This is a genomic window from Pseudomonas sp. BMS12, assembly GCF_001592875.1.
In the GTDB taxonomy this organism is placed as follows: Bacteria; Pseudomonadota; Gammaproteobacteria; order Pseudomonadales; family Pseudomonadaceae; genus Aquipseudomonas.
In genome coordinates, this window is record NZ_LSOF01000014.1 from 160473 (window position 1) to 177298 (window position 16826).

Sequence of the window (16826 nt, forward strand, 5' to 3'; positions counted from 1 at the left end):
GAGATGCATAAAAAAGCCCCGCCTAGGCGGGGCTTTTCGTTGCTGCAGGGTTTACAGCAGCTCGATGGCCACGGCAGTCGCTTCGCCGCCGCCGATGCACAGCGAAGCTACGCCGCGCTTGCCGCCCTTGTTGCGCAGGGCGTTGATCAGGGTGACGATCAGGCGCGAGCCGGTCGAGCCGACCGGGTGGCCCTGGGCGCAGGCGCCGCCGTAGACGTTGACCTTGGCGTGGTCCAGGCCGTGTTCGCGCATGGCCAGCATGGTGACCATGGCGAAGGCTTCGTTGATTTCAAACAGGTCGACGTCGTCCTTGCTCCAGCCGGTTTTCTTGAACAGGTTGCTCATGGCGCCGATCGGGGCAATGGTGAACTCGCTCGGGTCCTGGCTCTGGGTGGCGTGGGCGACGATCTTGGCCAGTGGCTTGAGGCCGCGCTTGGAGGCTTCCTCGGCGGTCATCAGGACCAGGGCGCTAGCGCCGTCGGAGATCGAGCTGGCGTTGGCCGCGGTGATGGTGCCGTCCTTCTTGAAGGCCGGCTTGAGGCCGGGAATCTTCTCCAGGTTGGCGGTCAGCGGCTGTTCGTCATCCTTTACCACCACCTCACCCTTGCGGTTGGTAACGGTGACCGGAACGATTTCGCTGGCCAGCTCGCCGCTCTGGATGGCGGCCTGGGCGCGCTTGAGTGACTCGATGGCGTAGGCGTCCATCTCCTCGCGGGTGATGCCGTACTTGTCGGCGGTTTCCTGGGCGAAGGAGCCCATCAGGCGGCCGGTACGGGCATCTTCCAGGCCGTCGAAGAACATGTGGTCCTTGATCTCGCCATGGCCCATGCGCAGGCCGGTGCGGGCCTTCTCGATGATGTAGGGGGCGTTGGACATGCTTTCCATGCCGCCGGCGACCATCACTTCGTTGCTACCGGCCTTGAGGGCGTCAAAGGCTTGCATCACGGCCTTCATGCCGGAACCGCACAGCTTGTTGATGGTGGTGCAGCCCGTGGCGGCTGGCAGGCCCGCATTCAGCGAGGCCTGGCGAGCCGGGCCCTGCTTGAGGCCGGCGGGCAGCACGCAGCCCATGATCACTTCCTGCACGTCTTCGGGCTGGATGCCGGCGCGGGCCACGGCCTCGCGAATGGCGGCGGCGCCCAGGTCGACGGCGGGAATCCCGGACAGGCTGCCCTGGAAACCGCCCATGGGGGTGCGGGCGGCGCTGACGATGACGATATCGGACATCGGTATTACCTCTAACTGATGAAGCCGGAACGGCTGGTACGACTCGATTCTACTGCGTGACCAAAAGTGGCCAAAGAGTCATATGGAAAATCATTCTTTGGGTTGATTAAGTGGATGCCAGAGCGGTTCTAGATTGGCAACCACAATTATTTCGAACAATCAGGTTACCGCCATGCTGCAGACTCGCGTCATTCCGCCAACCGAAAACGCCAATCAGGCTCCCCTGCTGATCAAGCGCCTACTGCTCTCGGGCAGTCGCTACGAGAAGACCCGGGAGATCGTCTATCGTGACCAGTTGCGCTTCAGTTACGCGACGTTCAACGAGCGCGTGGCGCGCCTGGCCAATGTGCTCACGGCCGCTGGTGTAAAAGCGGGTGACACCGTAGCGGTAATGGACTGGGACAGTCATCGTTACCTTGAGTGCATGTTCGCCATCCCCATGATCGGCGCCGTGCTGCACACCATCAACATCCGCCTGTCCGCCGACCAGATCCTCTACACCATGAATCATGCCGAGGACAAATTCGTTCTGGTCAACAGCGAGTTCGTGGGGTTGTACAAGAGCATCGAGGGTCAGCTAACTACGGTGGAAAAGACCCTGCTGCTGACTGACGAGGCCAGTAAAACTGCCGACCTGGCCAATCTGGTGGGCGAATACGAGGGCCTGCTGGCGGCGGCCAGCCCGGCGTACGACTTTCCCGATTTCGACGAGAACTCGGTGGCCACTACCTTCTACACCACCGGTACTACCGGCAACCCCAAGGGCGTGTACTTCACCCATCGCCAACTGGTGCTGCACACCCTGGCCGAGGCCAGCGTGTTGGGTAGCGTGGACAGTGTGCGCCTGTTGGGCACCAACGATGTGTACATGCCGATCACGCCGATGTTCCACGTGCATGCCTGGGGCATTCCCTACGTGGCCACCATGCTCGGGATCAAGCAGGTTTATCCGGGGCGTTATGAGCCGGACATGTTGGTCAAGCTGTGGCAGACCGAGAAGGTCACTTTCTCTCACTGCGTGCCGACCATTCTGCAGATGGTGCTCAACTGCAAGAGTGCGCAGAACATCGATTTCGGCGGCTGGAAGGTCATCATCGGTGGTAGTGCCCTGAACCGTGCCTTGTATGAGGCTGCCAAGGCCCGTGGCATTCAGCTTACCGCTGCTTACGGCATGTCCGAGACCTGTCCGCTGATCTCCTGTGCCCATATCAACGAAGAGCTGCTGGCAGGTAGCGAGGATGAACGCACTACCTACCGCATCAAGGCCGGTGTGCCGGTGCCGCTGGTGGAAACCGCTTTGATGGGACCGGATGGTCAGCTGTTACCGGCAGACGGAGAGACTCAGGGTGAGCTGGTGCTACGCGCGCCCTGGTTGACCATGGGTTACTTCAACGAGCCGCAGAAGAGCGCGGAACTGTGGGAGCACGGCTGGTTGCATACAGGTGACGTTGCCACCCTGGACGACTTCGGCTTCATCGATATTCGCGACCGCATCAAGGATGTCATCAAGACCGGCGGTGAGTGGCTGTCCTCACTAGAGCTCGAGGACCTGATCAGCCGTCATCCGGCCGTGCGCGAGGTGGCTGTGGTAGGGATTCCCGACCCGCAATGGGGCGAGCGCCCATTTGCACTGCTGGTATTGCGCGACGGCCATGAGCTGGACGCCAGGGGGTTGAAGGAGCACCTCAAGCCATTCGTCGAGCAGGGCAACATCAACAAGTGGGCGATACCCAGTCAGATCGCGATTGTTACCGAAGTTCCCAAGACCAGTGTGGGGAAGCTGGACAAGAAACGTATACGTCTGGATATCGCTCAGTGGCAGGCGGCCGGTAGCGCATTTCTTTCCACTCTTTAGGGCTAGCAGGGGCTGGTACGGGGGGTAAATCCCCTGTGCCAAGCAAACGCTTGGCTTGTTAATTGCTGTTCCAGGTGCGTCCAGTCAGTCGCGCGCTTTCGTGACTGGCCGGTCTAGAGGGGTTGCGGGCTTGAAATCACACTTTAGGGGGATCAAGCACTAAAGGGGGGTGACTATAGTCCGCCGCATCCATAACAAAAAACACATGGAGTAGCGTCGATGACAAAAACCAACCCATTCTGGCAACTGGCCAAACTGCCCCTGGCAGTCAGCCTTGCCTCCACCATCGCTGCCCCGGCCTTCGCTGTCTCGTTCGATATCGGCGAGATCGAAGGTCAGTTCGACTCTTCCCTGTCTGTCGGCGCTAGTTGGTCCACTGCTGACGCAGACAAGGACCTGATCGGTGTCAATAACGGCGGTCGCGGTTTATCCCAGACCTCGGACGACGGTCGTCTGAACTTCAAGAAAGGCGAGACCTTCTCGAAGATTTTCAAAGGCATTCACGACCTTGAGCTGCGCTACGGCGATACGGGCGTGTTCGTTCGCGGCAAGTACTGGTATGACTTTGAGCTGAAGGATGAAAGTCGCCTGTTCAAAGACATCGACGATCACAATCGTAAGGAAGCTGCCCAGGCTTCCGGCGCGGAGATTCTCGACGCATTCGTTTACCACAACTACTCAATCGGCGAGCAACCAGGCTCTGTACGTTTGGGCAAACAGGTGGTGAGCTGGGGTGAAAGTACGTTCATTCAGAACGGCATCAACGCCGTCAACCCGGTTGATGTGGCCGCTTTTCGACGTCCTGGCGCGGAAATCAAAGAAGGCCTGATTCCGGTCAACATGTTCTACGTATCGCAGAGCCTGACCGACAACCTCTCCGCTGAGGCCTTCTACCAGCTGGAGTGGGATCAAACGGTTGCCGACAACTGCGGTACTTTCTTCGCACAGGCGGATGTCGTTGCCGATGGTTGTGATACCAACCTGAATGTGTTGCGAAATCCAGGGGCGAACCTGGCTACCCTCAACGGGTCCATTACTGCGCTAAATGCTATTCCCGGACGTAACGTTGATCTGATCACTGCTACCAATGAGGGAATTATTGTTCCTCGTCGTGGTGACAGTGATGCACGTGACGATGGGCAATGGGGCTTGGCGTTGCGCTATATGTTTGAGCCGCTGGATACTGAATTCGGCGCTTACTTCATGAACTACCACAGCCGCGCTCCTATCTTCAGTGGTGTCTCTCCAAGTGCTGGCGCCATTGCGACGGCGAACCAAATTGCGACAGGTTCTCTGGGGCTTGGTGCGACAGCTGCAGCAGGTGCAGGTGCTGCTGTTTTGGCTGCCAACGGCGGCTACTTCATGGAGTATCCGGAAGACATCAAGCTGTATGGCTTGAGTTTCTCAACGACTCTTCCTACTGGTACTGCCTGGCAGGGTGAGATCAGCTATCGCCCGAATGCACCGATACAACTTAATACCACTGATATCCTGTATGCGGGCTTGAAAGATCTGGGGTTGACCGTTGCTCCAGGTGTAGTGGTTAACCCGTACGCTAACATCTCGCCGCTCGGCGCCGACTCCGAAGGCTTGCTGCATGGTTATCGCCGCAAGGAAGTCACCCAGCTGCAGACCACCTTCACCCACTTCTTTGATCAGGTCATGGGTGCATCTCGCCTGACTCTGGTTGGTGAGGTCGGCTGGACGCATGTTGGTGGCCTGGAGAGCAGCAAGGACGTTCGCTACGGTCGTGATCCGATCTTTGGCACTGCCGGCGATATGTGCACTGCTGTTAACGCAAGTACCAGCAATGGTCTGGCCAGTAACAGCATGCTCGGCAAAGCGTGCGACAAAGATGGCTTCACAACCACTGATTCTTGGGGCTATCGCGCTCGTGCTATCTGGGAATATCCAGATGTATTTGCCGGTGTGAACCTCAAGCCGAACCTGGCTTGGTCGCATGACGTGGATGGCTACTCGCCTGGTCCGGGGGGCAACTTTGAAGAAGGTCGTAAAGCTATCAGTCTGGGGCTGGACGCCGAGTATCAGAACACCTACACCGCCAGTCTGTCGTACACCAACTTCTTCGATGGTAAGTACACCACCGTTGATGATCGTGACTTCCTGGCCTTTAGCGTTGGCATGAGCTTCTAAGCGCAGAACAAGAATAAGGATGACTATGCAGATGAAAGCTAAAAAAGCATTGTTGCAATCGGGTGTGCTAGCGCTGTCCATGCTGGCCACCAGCGTCATGGCAGCCGTTTCCGCCGATGAGGCTGCAAAGCTGGGCACCAGCCTGACTCCGGTCGGTGCAGAGAAGGCCGGTAACGCCGATGGCTCCATCCCAGAGTGGACCGGTGGCCTGCCGAAGAATGCGGGAACTGCGGATGACCGTGGTTTCCTGTCTGACCCATTCCCGAGCGAGCAGCCGCTGTTCACCATCACCGCGCAGAACGTCGACCAGTACAAGGACAAGCTGACCCCAGGTCAGCAGGCGATGTTCAAGCGTTACCCGGACAGCTTCAAGATGCCGGTGTACACCACCCATCGTTCGGCCAGCCTTCCGCAGAACGTACTGGATGACACCAAGTACAACGCTACTCACACCAAGCTGGTCGAGGGCGGTAACGGTCTAGAGGATTTCAAGACCGCCAACCCGTTCCCGATGCCGCAGAACGGTCTTGAGGCGATCTGGAACCAGATCACTCGCTATCGCGGTGGTAGCGTGCGTCGCCTGGTCACCCAGGCCACGCCGCAGGCTAATGGCTCCTACAGCCTGGTGTACTTCCAGGACGAGTTCACCTTCCCGACCAACCTGACCGACTACGATCCGGGCAAGGCTGGCAACATCCTGTTCTACTTCAAGCAGCGTGTGACTGCTCCGGCGCGTCTGGCCGGTAACGTTCTGCTGGTTCACGAAACCCTGAACCAGGTGAAGGAGCCGCGCCTGGCCTGGCTGTACAACGCCGGTCAGCGCCGCGTGCGTCGTGCGCCGCAGGTTTCCTACGATGGTCCGGGTACTGCTGCCGACGGCCTGCGGACTTCCGACAACTTCGACATGTATAACGGTGCACCTGACCGCTATGACTGGAAGTTGAACGGCAAGAAGGAGATCTACATCCCGTATAACTCCTACCGTATGGACTCGCCGAAGGCCAAGTACGCCGACATCATCAAGGCAGGCCACCTGAATCCGGACTTCACCCGCTACGAGCTGCACCGTGTGTGGCACGTGACCGGTACCCTGAAAGCCGGCGAGCGTCACATCTATGCCAAGCGTGATGTGTTCATCGATGAGGATACCTGGCAAGCCGCGGTTATCGACCACTATGACGGTCGTGGTTCCCTGTGGCGTGTCGCTGAGGCTCACTCGCAGTACTACTACGACAAGCAAGTGCCGTGGTACACCGCCGAGACTCTGTACGACATCATCTCTGGTCGCTACCTCACTTTGGGCCTGAAAAACGAGGAGAAGCAGTCCTACGACTTCAACTACAAGGCCTCGACCAGCGACTACACCCCTGCCGCTCTGCGTCAGGCTGGCGTTCGCTAAGCTCTGCGTCACCACGAAGAAGCCGGCCTTGTGCCGGCTTTTTTGTTTCCGCAGGCCTGGTGGGCTTCTTTTAATGGTGACGAGGGGATAGGCTGCGATCATTTCGCACCCGTCGAAGACTCCTCCTGCTTGTGACCGATCTCTCTCGCTCATCCCAGTTCCCCGCAAGTCCCGGCTCATCCGGCGACGCTCGCTTCTATCGTCCGCCCCTGCCTGTCGGCCATGTCTGCAGGCCACGTCTGTGCGCGCGTCTGGAAGAAGGCATGTCTGGGCGCTTGCTGTTGATCAGTGCCCCAGCTGGTTTTGGCAAGAGCTCATTGGCAGTGGAGTTCTGCGAGCGCCTGCCTGAGCATTGGCAGAGCCTCTGGCTGGGCTTGAGCCGCCGCGACTGTGACCCTGGGCGCTTTCTCGAACGCCTGCTCGAAGGCCTGCGCGAGCACTTCCCGAGGCTCGGTGAAGAGGCCATGGGCATGCTCAAGATGCGGCAGCGCCATCAGCCTTTCGCTTTCGAGGAGTGGCTCGGCGTCGTGCTCGATGAGCTGAATGAGCGCCTCGACCCCGAACGGCCATTACTCGTGGTGCTGGACGACTATCACCTGGCCCAAGGCGCGGTGTTGGATCGCTGCCTACAGTTTTTCCTCAACCATCTACCCACGGGCATGCTGGTGCTGGTCACCAGTCGGCAACGGCCGGACTGGCATCTGGCGCGCCTGCGCCTGTCGCGGCAGTTGCTCGAATTGCAGGAACAGGATCTGCGGTTGAGCGCCGAGGAAACCCGCGAGCTGCTGGAGGCCCAGGGCGCCGATCTTCCCGATGAAATACTGGACAACCTGCTGGAGCGCAGCGAAGGCTGGGTCGCTGGTTTGCGCCTGTGGCTGCTGACCGCTGCAGAGGGGGCGGGTGAGGGCAACCTGCATGGTGCTCAGGGCATGATTCGCGACTATCTGCTGGAGGAGGTGATTGAGCGTCAGCCGGAGGAGCTGCAGGCCTTTCTCTACGAGACCGCCTGTCAGGAACGCTTCTGCGCCGAGCTGTGCGACGCCTTGCGCGACAGTCATGACAGCGCTGCCGTGCTTCAGCATCTGCAGGCCCACCAGGTATTCCTGGTCCCGCTCGACGAGCAGGGCCGCTGGTTTCGTTACCACCATCTGTTCTCCGACCTGTTACGTGCCAGCTCACCCGCTCGTCTGTCGCAACCGGCGTCACGCTTGCATCTGCGCGCTTGTCGTTGGTTCAGCGAACAGGGGCTGTTAGACGAGGCGGTAGAGCAGGCGTTGCGTGCCGGTCAGCCGGATGTGGCCGCCAGTCTGGTGCAGAACTTTTCCGAGGAGCACCTGCTGGCCGAGCAGAACGTGGCGCTGCTGCTGCGCTGGAAGATGGACCTTCCGGACAGTCTGCTGAGCAGCACGCCGCGGCTGATTCTGCTGTACAGCTGGGCCCTGGCTCTGGCCTGCCAGCTGGATGCGGCGGAGGACCTGGCCAATCAGCTGGCGCGCTTCCTGCCAGCGCCGACTCAGGCTGAACAGCAGTCCCTGCTGGCCCAGTGGTTGTCGGTCAGCGGTGTGATTGCCCGCGGCCGTGGCGATAGCGCGCGAGCGGAGGCCTATTGCGGCGAGGCGCTGGCGGCGATGCCGAGCGAGCACTACGGCTCGCGTCTGCTGTGCCTGTCTACCCTGGCCAATCTGGCGATGGTACGCGGCGACTTGTGGCGCGCACGCGGGCTCAATCGTGAAGCGCTGGAATTGGCCCAGCGCCAGGCCAATCCATTGTTCGAGTCTTTCTGTCACTACGATCGTGGCCGTGTGCTGCTGGTGCGCGGCGAAATACTGCGTGCCCAGGAGGAGGTGCAGGCCGGATTGGAGCGCCTGCGAACTCTGCCTGCGCAACGGGTCTACGCGGTGCGGGCACGCCTGGTGCTCTACGAGGGCTTCCTGCTGGCCCTGCGTCTGCATCCGCAGGAGGCACGCAAGCGTCTGCAGGCCGGTATCGCCGAGGCCCGCAGCTGCCGCGATATCAGTCTGCTGGTTGGCTACTGCTTGCTGGCCAGTCAGGAAGGACGTGCCGGGCGCCTCAATGAAGCATTCGCATTGTTGGCTGAAGCCGAGCGGCTGATGCATATCTGGGACGTGCCGCCGGTCTACTACCTGTCGATGATTACCCTGACCAAGTGCGAGCTTTGGCTTGGCCAGGGCCAGACCGAGCTGGCCAATGCCTGGTTGCAGCGCCTGGCCGACACCTATGGTGGCGAGCAGCCGGCGACAGCGCCGGAATTCCATCCGCAGCTGTCATTGCATATCGAGTTGCAGCGTGCCGCTCTGGAACGTCGTCAGGGTGAAAGCGAGGCCGCCGAACGACGCCTGCGTGCCCTGATCCTGCGTGCCCAGGCCCAGGGTGGGCAGCTGCTGGGCGGCTTCGCCCAGGTACAGTTGAGTCTGCTGCTGTATGCCGCCGGTCGCGAGCGTGAGGCGCAAATCCAGCTGCATGCGGCCTTCGAGGCGGCGGCAGGCGGTGCTCTGCTGCCATTCCACGAGTTGCTGATGCATCAACCCGCCTGGTTACGTGAACAACTGCTGAGCGCGCCACGCACGGCGCTCACCGAGGCACTGCGTGAGCAACTGCCTCAGGATGTCGAGGTGACCGCGCCGTTGACCGGGCTCACCGAGTCCCTGAGCAGTCGCGAGCTGGCGGTACTGCGCTTGATCGCCCTGGGCTGCTCCAACCAGGAAATCAGCGACAAGCTGTTCATCTCCCTGCACACGGTCAAGACCCATGCCCGCCATATCAACGGCAAGCTCGGCGTGGAGCGCCGCACGCAGGCAGTGGCGCGGGCCAAGAGCCTGGGCCTGCTCAGCTGACCTCTGCCGGCTGGTCGAATTCACGACGGGTGGAGTGGATCAGCTGCAGGTTGTCGTGTTGCCAGGGATGGAAGTCGGCGCGATAGAAGTCGCAGTAGACCTTCACCAGCGGCCGCAGGATTCCACGACTGCCCCACAGCCAGGCCAGGCCGTCGCTCCAGGTGCGCCAGCGCCACAGCTGGCCGTCGCGGCGCAGCATGTGCACCAATCCTTTGAAGGTATCCAGGCTGAAGAAGAAGGTGCTTTGCAGCATTGCTCTGCGGCGCAGCCAGACATCGCCGCAGACCTGCTGGTACAGGTCGAAGGCCACCGCCTTGTGCTCGCTTTCCTCCAGGGCATGCCAGCGCCACAGGCGGGCCATCTGCGGGTCGGCACCGGTCAGCCAGGCCGGGTTCTGCAGAATGGCGTCGGCCATGATCGCAGTCAGGTGTTCCACGGCCACCGTGGCTGCCAGGTGCACCTTGGGCGGCAGGTGCTTGCGCACGAAGGCCAGACGCTGCTTCAGGCGGCGCTCCAGGTAATCGAGGTCGTAACCGCTGGCGCGCAGGGCGTCGCTGTAATGTTCGTGCTCGCGACTGTGGTGGGCTTCTTGGCCGATAAAGCCGCGAATCTGCGCCTGTTGCTGCGGATCGGTTACCTGATCGCGATAGGCGCGTACCGAGTCGATGAAAAAGCGTTCGCCATCGGGGAATAGCAGCGACATGGCGTCGAAGAAGTGGCTCTTGAAGGCATTGTCGCCGTGCCAGTGCCGAGCCCAGGGCGAGGGCAGGCTGAACTCCGGCTGACGTGGCTTGATCTGCAAGTCCTGCGGGGTCGTGCTGGGCATGCGGCCTCCCGGTCGTTGTTATGCTTTGCCTGGACTATGGTCTTGCCGGCTTTTTACGGACAAGGTTATCTTCAGCCAATATTCAGGTCATATCCGGCCAGCGCATGACATGAGCAGATCTTCGATTCTTACCGCCGAGCTGGCGCCGCAAGCCTATGCCGAGGCTTTGCTGCAACTGGCCGAGGAGCGTGGAGTGAGTCGCGACAGGTTGCTGGCCAATGCCGGACTGCGTGCCGAGGTGTTGCATAACCCGACCGGGCGTCTGGCCTTGGGGGATTTCCATCTGCTCGCCAGCAGTGCCCTGACCCTGTGCGATGAGCCGGCGCTAGGGCTGTTGCTGGGGTTGCGGCTCAATGCCTCGGCCCATGGCATTCTCGGCTACGCCTTGCTCTCCAGCGCAGACCTGGGCAAGGCCATTCACTTCGCCTTGCGTTATTACCGGGTCCTCGGCCTGACTTTCGAGCTGCAGTTGGTGGAGCAGGAAGACAGCCTCGAATTGCGTGCCCGTGAGTCGATCTCGCTCGGCGCCCTCGCTCGCTTTGCGGCCGAAGGCCTGTTCGGCAGTCTGTACAGCATTGCCGAGTTTCTTCTGGGCGAGCCGCCGCGCGGAGTCGAGGTTGGTTTCGCCTACTCCGAGCCGGAACACGCCGGGCGTTATGAGCAGGCGTTCGGCGTGGTGGCCCGCTTCGACCAGCCCTGGCACTGGTTTCGTCTGCCACGGACCTACCTTGCCCACCCCATGGCGCTGGCCAACCCGGCCACCATGCAGATGTGCGAGCAGCAGTGTGAGGCGCTGCTGGCCAGCCTGGACCTGCAGGAAGGCCTGCTCAGCCGGGTGCGTCGCCTGCTGCTGGCGCGCCCCGGCGACTTTCCCGACCTGGCCAGTGCAGCCCGAGCGCTGCACACCAGCGATCGCAGCCTGCGTCGCCATCTGGCGGCCAGCGGTACCAGCTATCAACAGGTACTGGACGAGGTACGCCGCAGCCTGGCCCTGCAATACCTCGGCACCACCCACCTGCCGCTATTCGAAATCGCCCATCTGCTGGGGTTCAGCGACCCGTCCAACTTTCGCCGGGCGTTCCGCAAATGGACGGGCAGGGTGCCGAGCGATTATCGTGCCGCCCCTGTGCCCGCGACGAGGATCATCCAATGAGCGAAACCGCCCAGCCCAGCCTGATTCGCGAAACCTTCCCGGTCGGCCCCTTGCAGTGCAACTGCACCATCATCGGCGACCCGCTCAGCAAGAAGGCCATAGTCGTCGACCCGGGCGGCAATCCCGAACTGATCATGGCGCGCCTCGAAGCCCACGGCCTCAAGGTCGTGAGCATCATCCACACCCACGCCCATCTGGATCACTTTCTTGCCTCCGGGCAGATGAAGGAGAAGACCGGCGCCACCCTGCACCTGCACAAGGACGACCAGTTCCTCTGGGACAACCTGGAGATGCAGTGCCGCATGTTCGGCGTGCCTTACACGCCGGTGCCAGCGCCGGATCAGTGGCTGGCCGACGACGAGGAGTTGGCCTGTGGCTGCGGTGTGGCGTTACACACGCCGGGACATACGCCGGGCTCCACCAGTTTCTGGTTCCCCCAGGCCAAGCTGCTGATTGCCGGCGACACCCTGTTTCGTCGCGGTATCGGCCGTACTGACCTGTGGGGCGGCGATCAGGCCACTATCGTGCGTTCGATCAAGCGCCTGTACACCCTCGACGAGGATGCTACGGTGGTCACAGGTCATGGCCCTGATACCCGCCTGGGTGACGAGATGCGCGAGAATCCCTTTGTGCGGGGCTGAGGAATCTTTCCTGTGCCCTCTGCTCTAAGTTTCAGCTGGCATGACCGGCGCTCAACCTCTGTTTCAGGAGCCTACAAGATGTTCAACACTTCACGCCTGACCCTTGCCGCAGTACTGGTAGCCTTGGTGACAGGCTGTGCCTCGCAGAACCCCTATGACGCCCAGTCTGGTGGCCAGAGCGGCGGCATGAGCAAGACTGCCAAGTACGGCGGCCTGGGTGCCCTGGCCGGTGCCGTTGCTGGGGCAGCGATCAACCACGACAACCGTGGCAAGGGCGCGCTGATCGGGGCTGCGGTCGCCGGTGCTGCTGGTGCCGGTTACGGCTACTACGTCGACAAACAGGAAGAAGAGCTGCGGCGCAGCATGCAGGGCACCGGGGTCGAGGTGCAGCGCCAGGGCGATACTATCCAGTTGATCATGCCCGGCAACATCACCTTCGCCACCGACTCGGCAGACATAGCCAGCAGCTTCTACAGCCCGCTGAACAACCTGGCGTCCTCCTTCCGCCAGTACAACCAGAACAGTGTCGAAATTGTTGGTCACACCGACAGCACCGGTAACCATGCCTACAACATGAGCCTGTCGCAGCGCCGTGCGCAGAGCGTGGCCAACTATCTGATGGCCCAGGGCGTGGACTCCTCGCGCCTGAGCACTCGCGGCGCCGGCCCTGACCAGCCGATTGCCAGCAATGCCACGGCCGATGGCCGCGCGCAGAACCGTCGAGTGGAAGTCACCCTGCGTCCGCTGCCCGGCGCGCAGTACTGATCGCTGCTACGAACAAAGGCCCCGCAAGGGGCCTTTTGCTTTTATGGCGGGGTGAATTCCGGCACCGGGGTCGACTGAAAATTCCTGACTACACTCTCAGCAGGCCGTGTGGGCAACCGCGCGGAGACAGGTGCGCCTTGGCCAATCCAGGCGTGCCGTGACTGGATCAGGAGCATTCATGGACGAAGCCGCAAACGCGCCAAACCCTCGTAAGCCCTGGGTGCCACTGCTGGTCAGCCTGTTGCTGTTGGCCGGTCTCAGTAGCCTGGTGTTGTGGCAGTGGCAGACCCTCGCCGGCAGCAATAGCTTGACCCAGGAGCAGCGGTTTTCCCTGGCGGTGGACGGTGTCGAGTTCAGCGTGCGCGAGCGCATGCGTACCTACGAGATGGTTCTGCGCGGTATGTCCGGCCTGCTGGCCGGTAGCGACAACGTCTCCCATGACGAGTGGCAGCGTGCCACCGATCAACTGCAGCTACAGGAGCGTTACCCCGGCGTGCAGGCCCTGAGCTGGGCGCGCTATCTGCAGGCCGACGCGCTCCCGGCCTTTCTCGAAAGCGTACATGCCCAAGGGCGTGCGGACTTTCAGATTTACCCGGCCGGCGAGCGTGATGCCTATCTGGTCGCCGATTTCGTACATCCGCTGGACTGGCGCAACCGTCGGGTGGTGGGTTTCGACATGTACAGCGAAGCGACGCGCCGAGCGGCCATCAATCAGGCTCGTGACAGCGGTGAAGCCGTGCTGACCGGCCCGCTGCGCCTCAAACAGGAGGCCGACAAGGATGTGCAGGCCGGCGTGCTGTTGTACTTGCCCGTGTATCGACAGAACGTGCCGCTGAGTACGACCGAGGAGCGCCGGGAGGCGCTGCTGGGCATGGTTTCCGGCTCGTTTCGTATGAAGGACCTGATGCGGGGCATCCTCGGCAGTGGCAGTGAGCTGTACCGGATCGAGCTGATCGACCCTGCGGCCGCTGACCAGCCCCTGGTGCAGCGCAGCGCTGAGAAGGTCCAGTCGCCACGTTTTGCCATTCAGCGAGCTCTGGATATCTATGGCCGCGAGTGGCTGTTGCGTGTGACCAGCACGCCGGCGTACGAGGCCACGGTGCGTGACAACAGTCTGCCGGTCAGCCTGGGTAGCGGCCTGCTGGCCTCCTTGCTGCTGTCGCTGCTGGTTGGCGGCTTCCTCTACCTGCGTGAGCGTGCCTTGGCCGACAGCGAGCGGCGCAGCCAGCTGATACGCGAAAGCGAGGGGCGCTTCCGCCTGGTGGTGGAGGCCTCGCCCAATGCCATGGTGCTGGTCGACAGTGATGGGCGCATCGCCATGGTCAATCAGCAGACCGAACAGATGTTCGGCTACCCGCGTGCCGAGCTGCTGGGCCAGCCGGTGGAGCGGTTACTGCCGGAGAGCCTGCGCCATGGTCATGTCGACATGCGCAAAGCCTTCTACAAGGCACCCGAGCACCGCCGCATGGGTGGCAACCGCGAGTTGTTCGGGCAGCATCGCGATGGCCGCATGATCCCTCTGGAGGTCGGCCTGTCGCCGCTGCGCAACGGCGACGAGCTGCTGGTGCAGGCGGTCATCATCGATATCAGCGAGCGCAAGGCGGCCGAGGAGCGCTTCCGCCTGGTGGTGGAGGCCTCGCCCAACGCCATAGTGCTGGTCGACGGCAACGGTCGCCTGACCATGGTCAACCGTCAGACCGAGCAGATGTTCGGCTACAGCCGGGAGGAGATGCTCGGTGAACCCGTGGAAATGCTCTTGCCTGAACCGGTGCGGGCCCATCACCCTGGGTTACGGGAAATCTTCCTCAAAGACCCATCGCCACGGCGCATGGGCGGCAACCGCGAGCTGTTCGGCCAGCACCGCGACGGCAGCCTGATTCCCCTGGAGGTGGGCCTGTCACCATTGCGCAGCGGCGACGACCTGCTGGTGCAGGCCGTGATCATCGACATCAGCGAGCGCCGTGCCGCCGAGCAACGTCTGCGCGAACAGGCCGAACAACTGGCGCTGGCCAACCGCTACAAGTCCGAGTTCCTCGCCAACATGTCGCACGAGCTGCGCACGCCTCTAAACAGCATCCTGATCCTCAGCGAGCAGCTCAGGCACAACGTCGCCGGCAACCTCAGCGAAAAACAGGTCAAGCATGCCGATATTGTCTACAAGGCCGGTAACGACCTGCTGCAACTGATCAACGATGTGCTCGATCTGGCCAAGATCGAGGCCGGCCGCGTGCAGCTCAAGCTGGAGCCGGTGAATATCCACGACCTGCTGGTGGAGCTGGATTCCAGCCTGCGGCCGATGGCCGAGATCAAGGGCCTGCGTCTGATCACCCAGCTCGAACCCGGTGTGCCGCGGGTGATCCACAGCGACCGTGGGCGCTTGCAGCAGATCCTGCGCAACCTGCTGTCCAACGCCCTCAAGTTCACCGAACATGGCGAGGTGGAGCTGGCGATAAGTCGCTCGGCCGTTTCGCTCGACGATGAACGTGAAACCCTGCAGTTCGTGGTGCGCGACAGCGGTATCGGCATCGATCCCGAACAACATCAACGCATCTTCCAGGCCTTCCAGCAGATCGACGGCTCCACCAGTCGCCGTTTCGGCGGCACTGGTCTGGGCCTGGCCATTACCCGTCAGCTGACCGAAGTGCTGGGCGGGCAGATATCCCTGGAGAGCGCGCCCGGGCAGGGCTCGCGCTTCATCGTGCGCCTGCCTGTGCTGGCCCTCATGCAGCAGGTACCGGATGACGAACGCCTGACCAGCTCGCCGCAACGCAGCGGCAGCGGGCCGACGGTACTGATCGTCGAGGATGACGCCAACTTTTCCGCGGTAATCGCCGAGTCGGCCCAGGCCCATGGTTTCTCCTATGTGCTTTGCCGCAATGGCAAACAGGCCATCGCCCTGCTACAGAGCGAGCGTTTCGTTGCGGTGATTCTCGACATCCTGCTGCCGGACATCAGTGGCTGGCAGATCTACCGACGTCTGCGCAGCCTGGTGCAGCACCGTGGCGTGCCGGTGCACATCCTCTCCTGTGTACCGCAACCTCAGGACTGGCAGGACGACGGCACCCGCTACCTGGTCAAACCCATCGGTCGAGAGGCGCTCGAACAGGTGTTCCACGACATCGTGGCGCCTGCAGATGCCGTGGCCGGCACCTTGCTGCTGGTGGAGGACGTCGAGGTTGAGCGCGACCATTACCGCGAGCATTTGCAGCAGATGGGTTTCGTGGTGCGCACTGCCGACAGCGCCGAGCAGGCGCATCAGGCCTATGCGCAGCAGGAGTTCGACGCCCTGGTGATCGACCTCGATCTGCCCGATCAGGATGGTTTCGAACTGCTCGACAGCCTGCACCGCCTGCGCTCGCTGCAGGGCTGCCAGGTGGTGATCAACACCGGCGTGGATATCACCCGCCAGGATCTGCAGCGTCTGCGTCGCTATTCCGCCCTGGTGGTGCGCAAGAGTGGCGACGATATGAGCCAGCTCAGCGCCGCCCTGCAGGGGTTCCTGACGAGCATGCAGGAACCCCAGGCCGAGGGCCCTGGCCTGGCTGGCAAACGGGTGCTGCTGGTGGATGACGATATCCGCAATATCTACGCGATGACTGCGCTGCTGGATGAGATCGGCCTCGCCGTGGTGCCGGCCAAGGATGGCATCGAGGCGCTGGAACTGTTCGCCCGCGAACCCCTGGACCTGATCCTGATGGACATGGCCATGCCCAACATGGACGGCTATACCGCCACACGGATTCTCAAGGGCGAGCGAGGGTGTCGGATTCCCGTGATTGCGCTGACCGCCCACGCCATGAAGGGGGATCGGGAGAAGTGCATTACCGCTGGCGCCGATGATTATCTGGCCAAGCCGGTCGCGCGCCAGGACCTGCTGGAGATGTTGCATCGTTGGCTGTGTGCGGCGCCACAACAAACTGGCCGCCAGGTACGTGGATGAGCGCGCCTGGC

10 protein-coding genes are annotated in these 16826 nt (G+C 61.9%); 8 read left to right on the forward strand and 2 right to left on the reverse strand.

Going from position 1 to position 16826, the window contains the following annotated elements:
* Positions 1-51: 51 nt before the first annotated feature.
* Positions 52-1227: a thiolase family protein gene (locus tag AYB31_RS14450; RefSeq protein WP_068829395.1), complete on the reverse strand. Its 1176-nt coding sequence runs from the start codon at positions 1225-1227 to the stop codon at positions 52-54.
* A 172-nt stretch (positions 1228-1399) separates the two neighbouring features.
* Between AYB31_RS14450 and AYB31_RS14455 the strand changes: the two genes are divergently transcribed.
* The 4 genes from AYB31_RS14455 to AYB31_RS14470 all read left to right on the forward strand — a co-directional run bounded on the left by AYB31_RS14455 (position 1400) and on the right by AYB31_RS14470 (position 9490).
* Positions 1400-3082, forward strand: a complete 1683-nt coding sequence (locus AYB31_RS14455) for a fatty acid--CoA ligase (RefSeq protein WP_068829396.1) — start codon at positions 1400-1402, stop codon at positions 3080-3082.
* 219 nt (positions 3083-3301) lie between these two features.
* The gene (locus AYB31_RS14460) at positions 3302-5236 is read left to right on the forward strand and encodes a DUF1302 domain-containing protein (RefSeq protein ID WP_068829397.1); all 1935 of its coding nucleotides are present in this window, start codon (positions 3302-3304) and stop codon (positions 5234-5236) included.
* A gap of 31 nt (positions 5237-5267) precedes the next feature.
* The gene (locus AYB31_RS14465; RefSeq protein WP_068829480.1) at positions 5268-6635 is read left to right on the forward strand and encodes a DUF1329 domain-containing protein; all 1368 of its coding nucleotides are present in this window, start codon (positions 5268-5270) and stop codon (positions 6633-6635) included.
* A gap of 131 nt (positions 6636-6766) precedes the next feature.
* Complete coding sequence (locus AYB31_RS14470) at positions 6767-9490, forward strand: LuxR C-terminal-related transcriptional regulator (RefSeq protein WP_068829398.1); 2724 nt, start codon at positions 6767-6769, stop codon at positions 9488-9490.
* Here AYB31_RS14470 and AYB31_RS14475 read toward each other — a convergent pair.
* Positions 9483-10316, reverse strand: coding sequence for a metal-dependent hydrolase (locus AYB31_RS14475; protein WP_068829399.1), 834 nt, complete (start codon positions 10314-10316; stop codon positions 9483-9485). The two genes, AYB31_RS14470 and AYB31_RS14475, sit on opposite strands and share 8 nt — an antisense overlap.
* A 109-nt stretch (positions 10317-10425) precedes the next feature.
* On the opposite strand from AYB31_RS14475, the gene AYB31_RS14480 reads away from it, so the two are divergent.
* The 4 genes from AYB31_RS14480 (at position 10426) to AYB31_RS14495 (ending at position 16815) form a co-directional block, all read left to right on the forward strand.
* Entirely contained in the window at positions 10426-11469 is a 1044-nt protein-coding gene (locus AYB31_RS14480; protein WP_068829400.1) for an AraC family transcriptional regulator, read from the forward strand.
* Positions 11466-12110, forward strand: coding sequence for an MBL fold metallo-hydrolase (locus tag AYB31_RS14485; RefSeq protein WP_068829401.1), 645 nt, complete (start codon positions 11466-11468; stop codon positions 12108-12110). The genes AYB31_RS14480 and AYB31_RS14485 overlap by 4 nt, the downstream gene beginning before the upstream one ends.
* Positions 12111-12188: 78 nt before the next feature.
* Positions 12189-12875: an OmpA family protein gene (locus AYB31_RS14490; protein ID WP_068829402.1), complete on the forward strand. Its 687-nt coding sequence runs from the start codon at positions 12189-12191 to the stop codon at positions 12873-12875.
* Positions 12876-13053: 178 nt separating this feature from the next.
* Complete coding sequence (locus AYB31_RS14495; RefSeq protein WP_068829403.1) at positions 13054-16815, forward strand: CHASE domain-containing protein; 3762 nt, start codon at positions 13054-13056, stop codon at positions 16813-16815.
* Positions 16816-16826 lie beyond the last annotated feature (11 nt).

Excerpts from the sequence above, each read along its gene's own strand:
- AYB31_RS14450 (WP_068829395.1), bottom strand. The coding sequence starts at position 1,227 with ATGTCCGATATCGTCATCGTCAGCGCCGCCCGCACCCCCATGGGCGGT.
- AYB31_RS14455 (WP_068829396.1), top strand. The coding sequence starts at position 1,400 with ATGCTGCAGACTCGCGTCATTCCGCCAACCGAAAACGCCAATCAGGCT.
- AYB31_RS14460 (WP_068829397.1), top strand. The coding sequence starts at position 3,302 with ATGACAAAAACCAACCCATTCTGGCAACTGGCCAAACTGCCCCTGGCA.
- AYB31_RS14465 (WP_068829480.1), top strand. The coding sequence starts at position 5,268 with ATGAAAGCTAAAAAAGCATTGTTGCAATCGGGTGTGCTAGCGCTGTCC.
- AYB31_RS14475 (WP_068829399.1), bottom strand. The coding sequence starts at position 10,316 with ATGCCCAGCACGACCCCGCAGGACTTGCAGATCAAGCCACGTCAGCCG.
- AYB31_RS14480 (WP_068829400.1), top strand. The coding sequence starts at position 10,426 with ATGAGCAGATCTTCGATTCTTACCGCCGAGCTGGCGCCGCAAGCCTAT.
- AYB31_RS14485 (WP_068829401.1), top strand. The coding sequence starts at position 11,466 with ATGAGCGAAACCGCCCAGCCCAGCCTGATTCGCGAAACCTTCCCGGTC.
- AYB31_RS14490 (WP_068829402.1), top strand. The coding sequence starts at position 12,189 with ATGTTCAACACTTCACGCCTGACCCTTGCCGCAGTACTGGTAGCCTTG.
- AYB31_RS14495 (WP_068829403.1), top strand. The coding sequence starts at position 13,054 with ATGGACGAAGCCGCAAACGCGCCAAACCCTCGTAAGCCCTGGGTGCCA.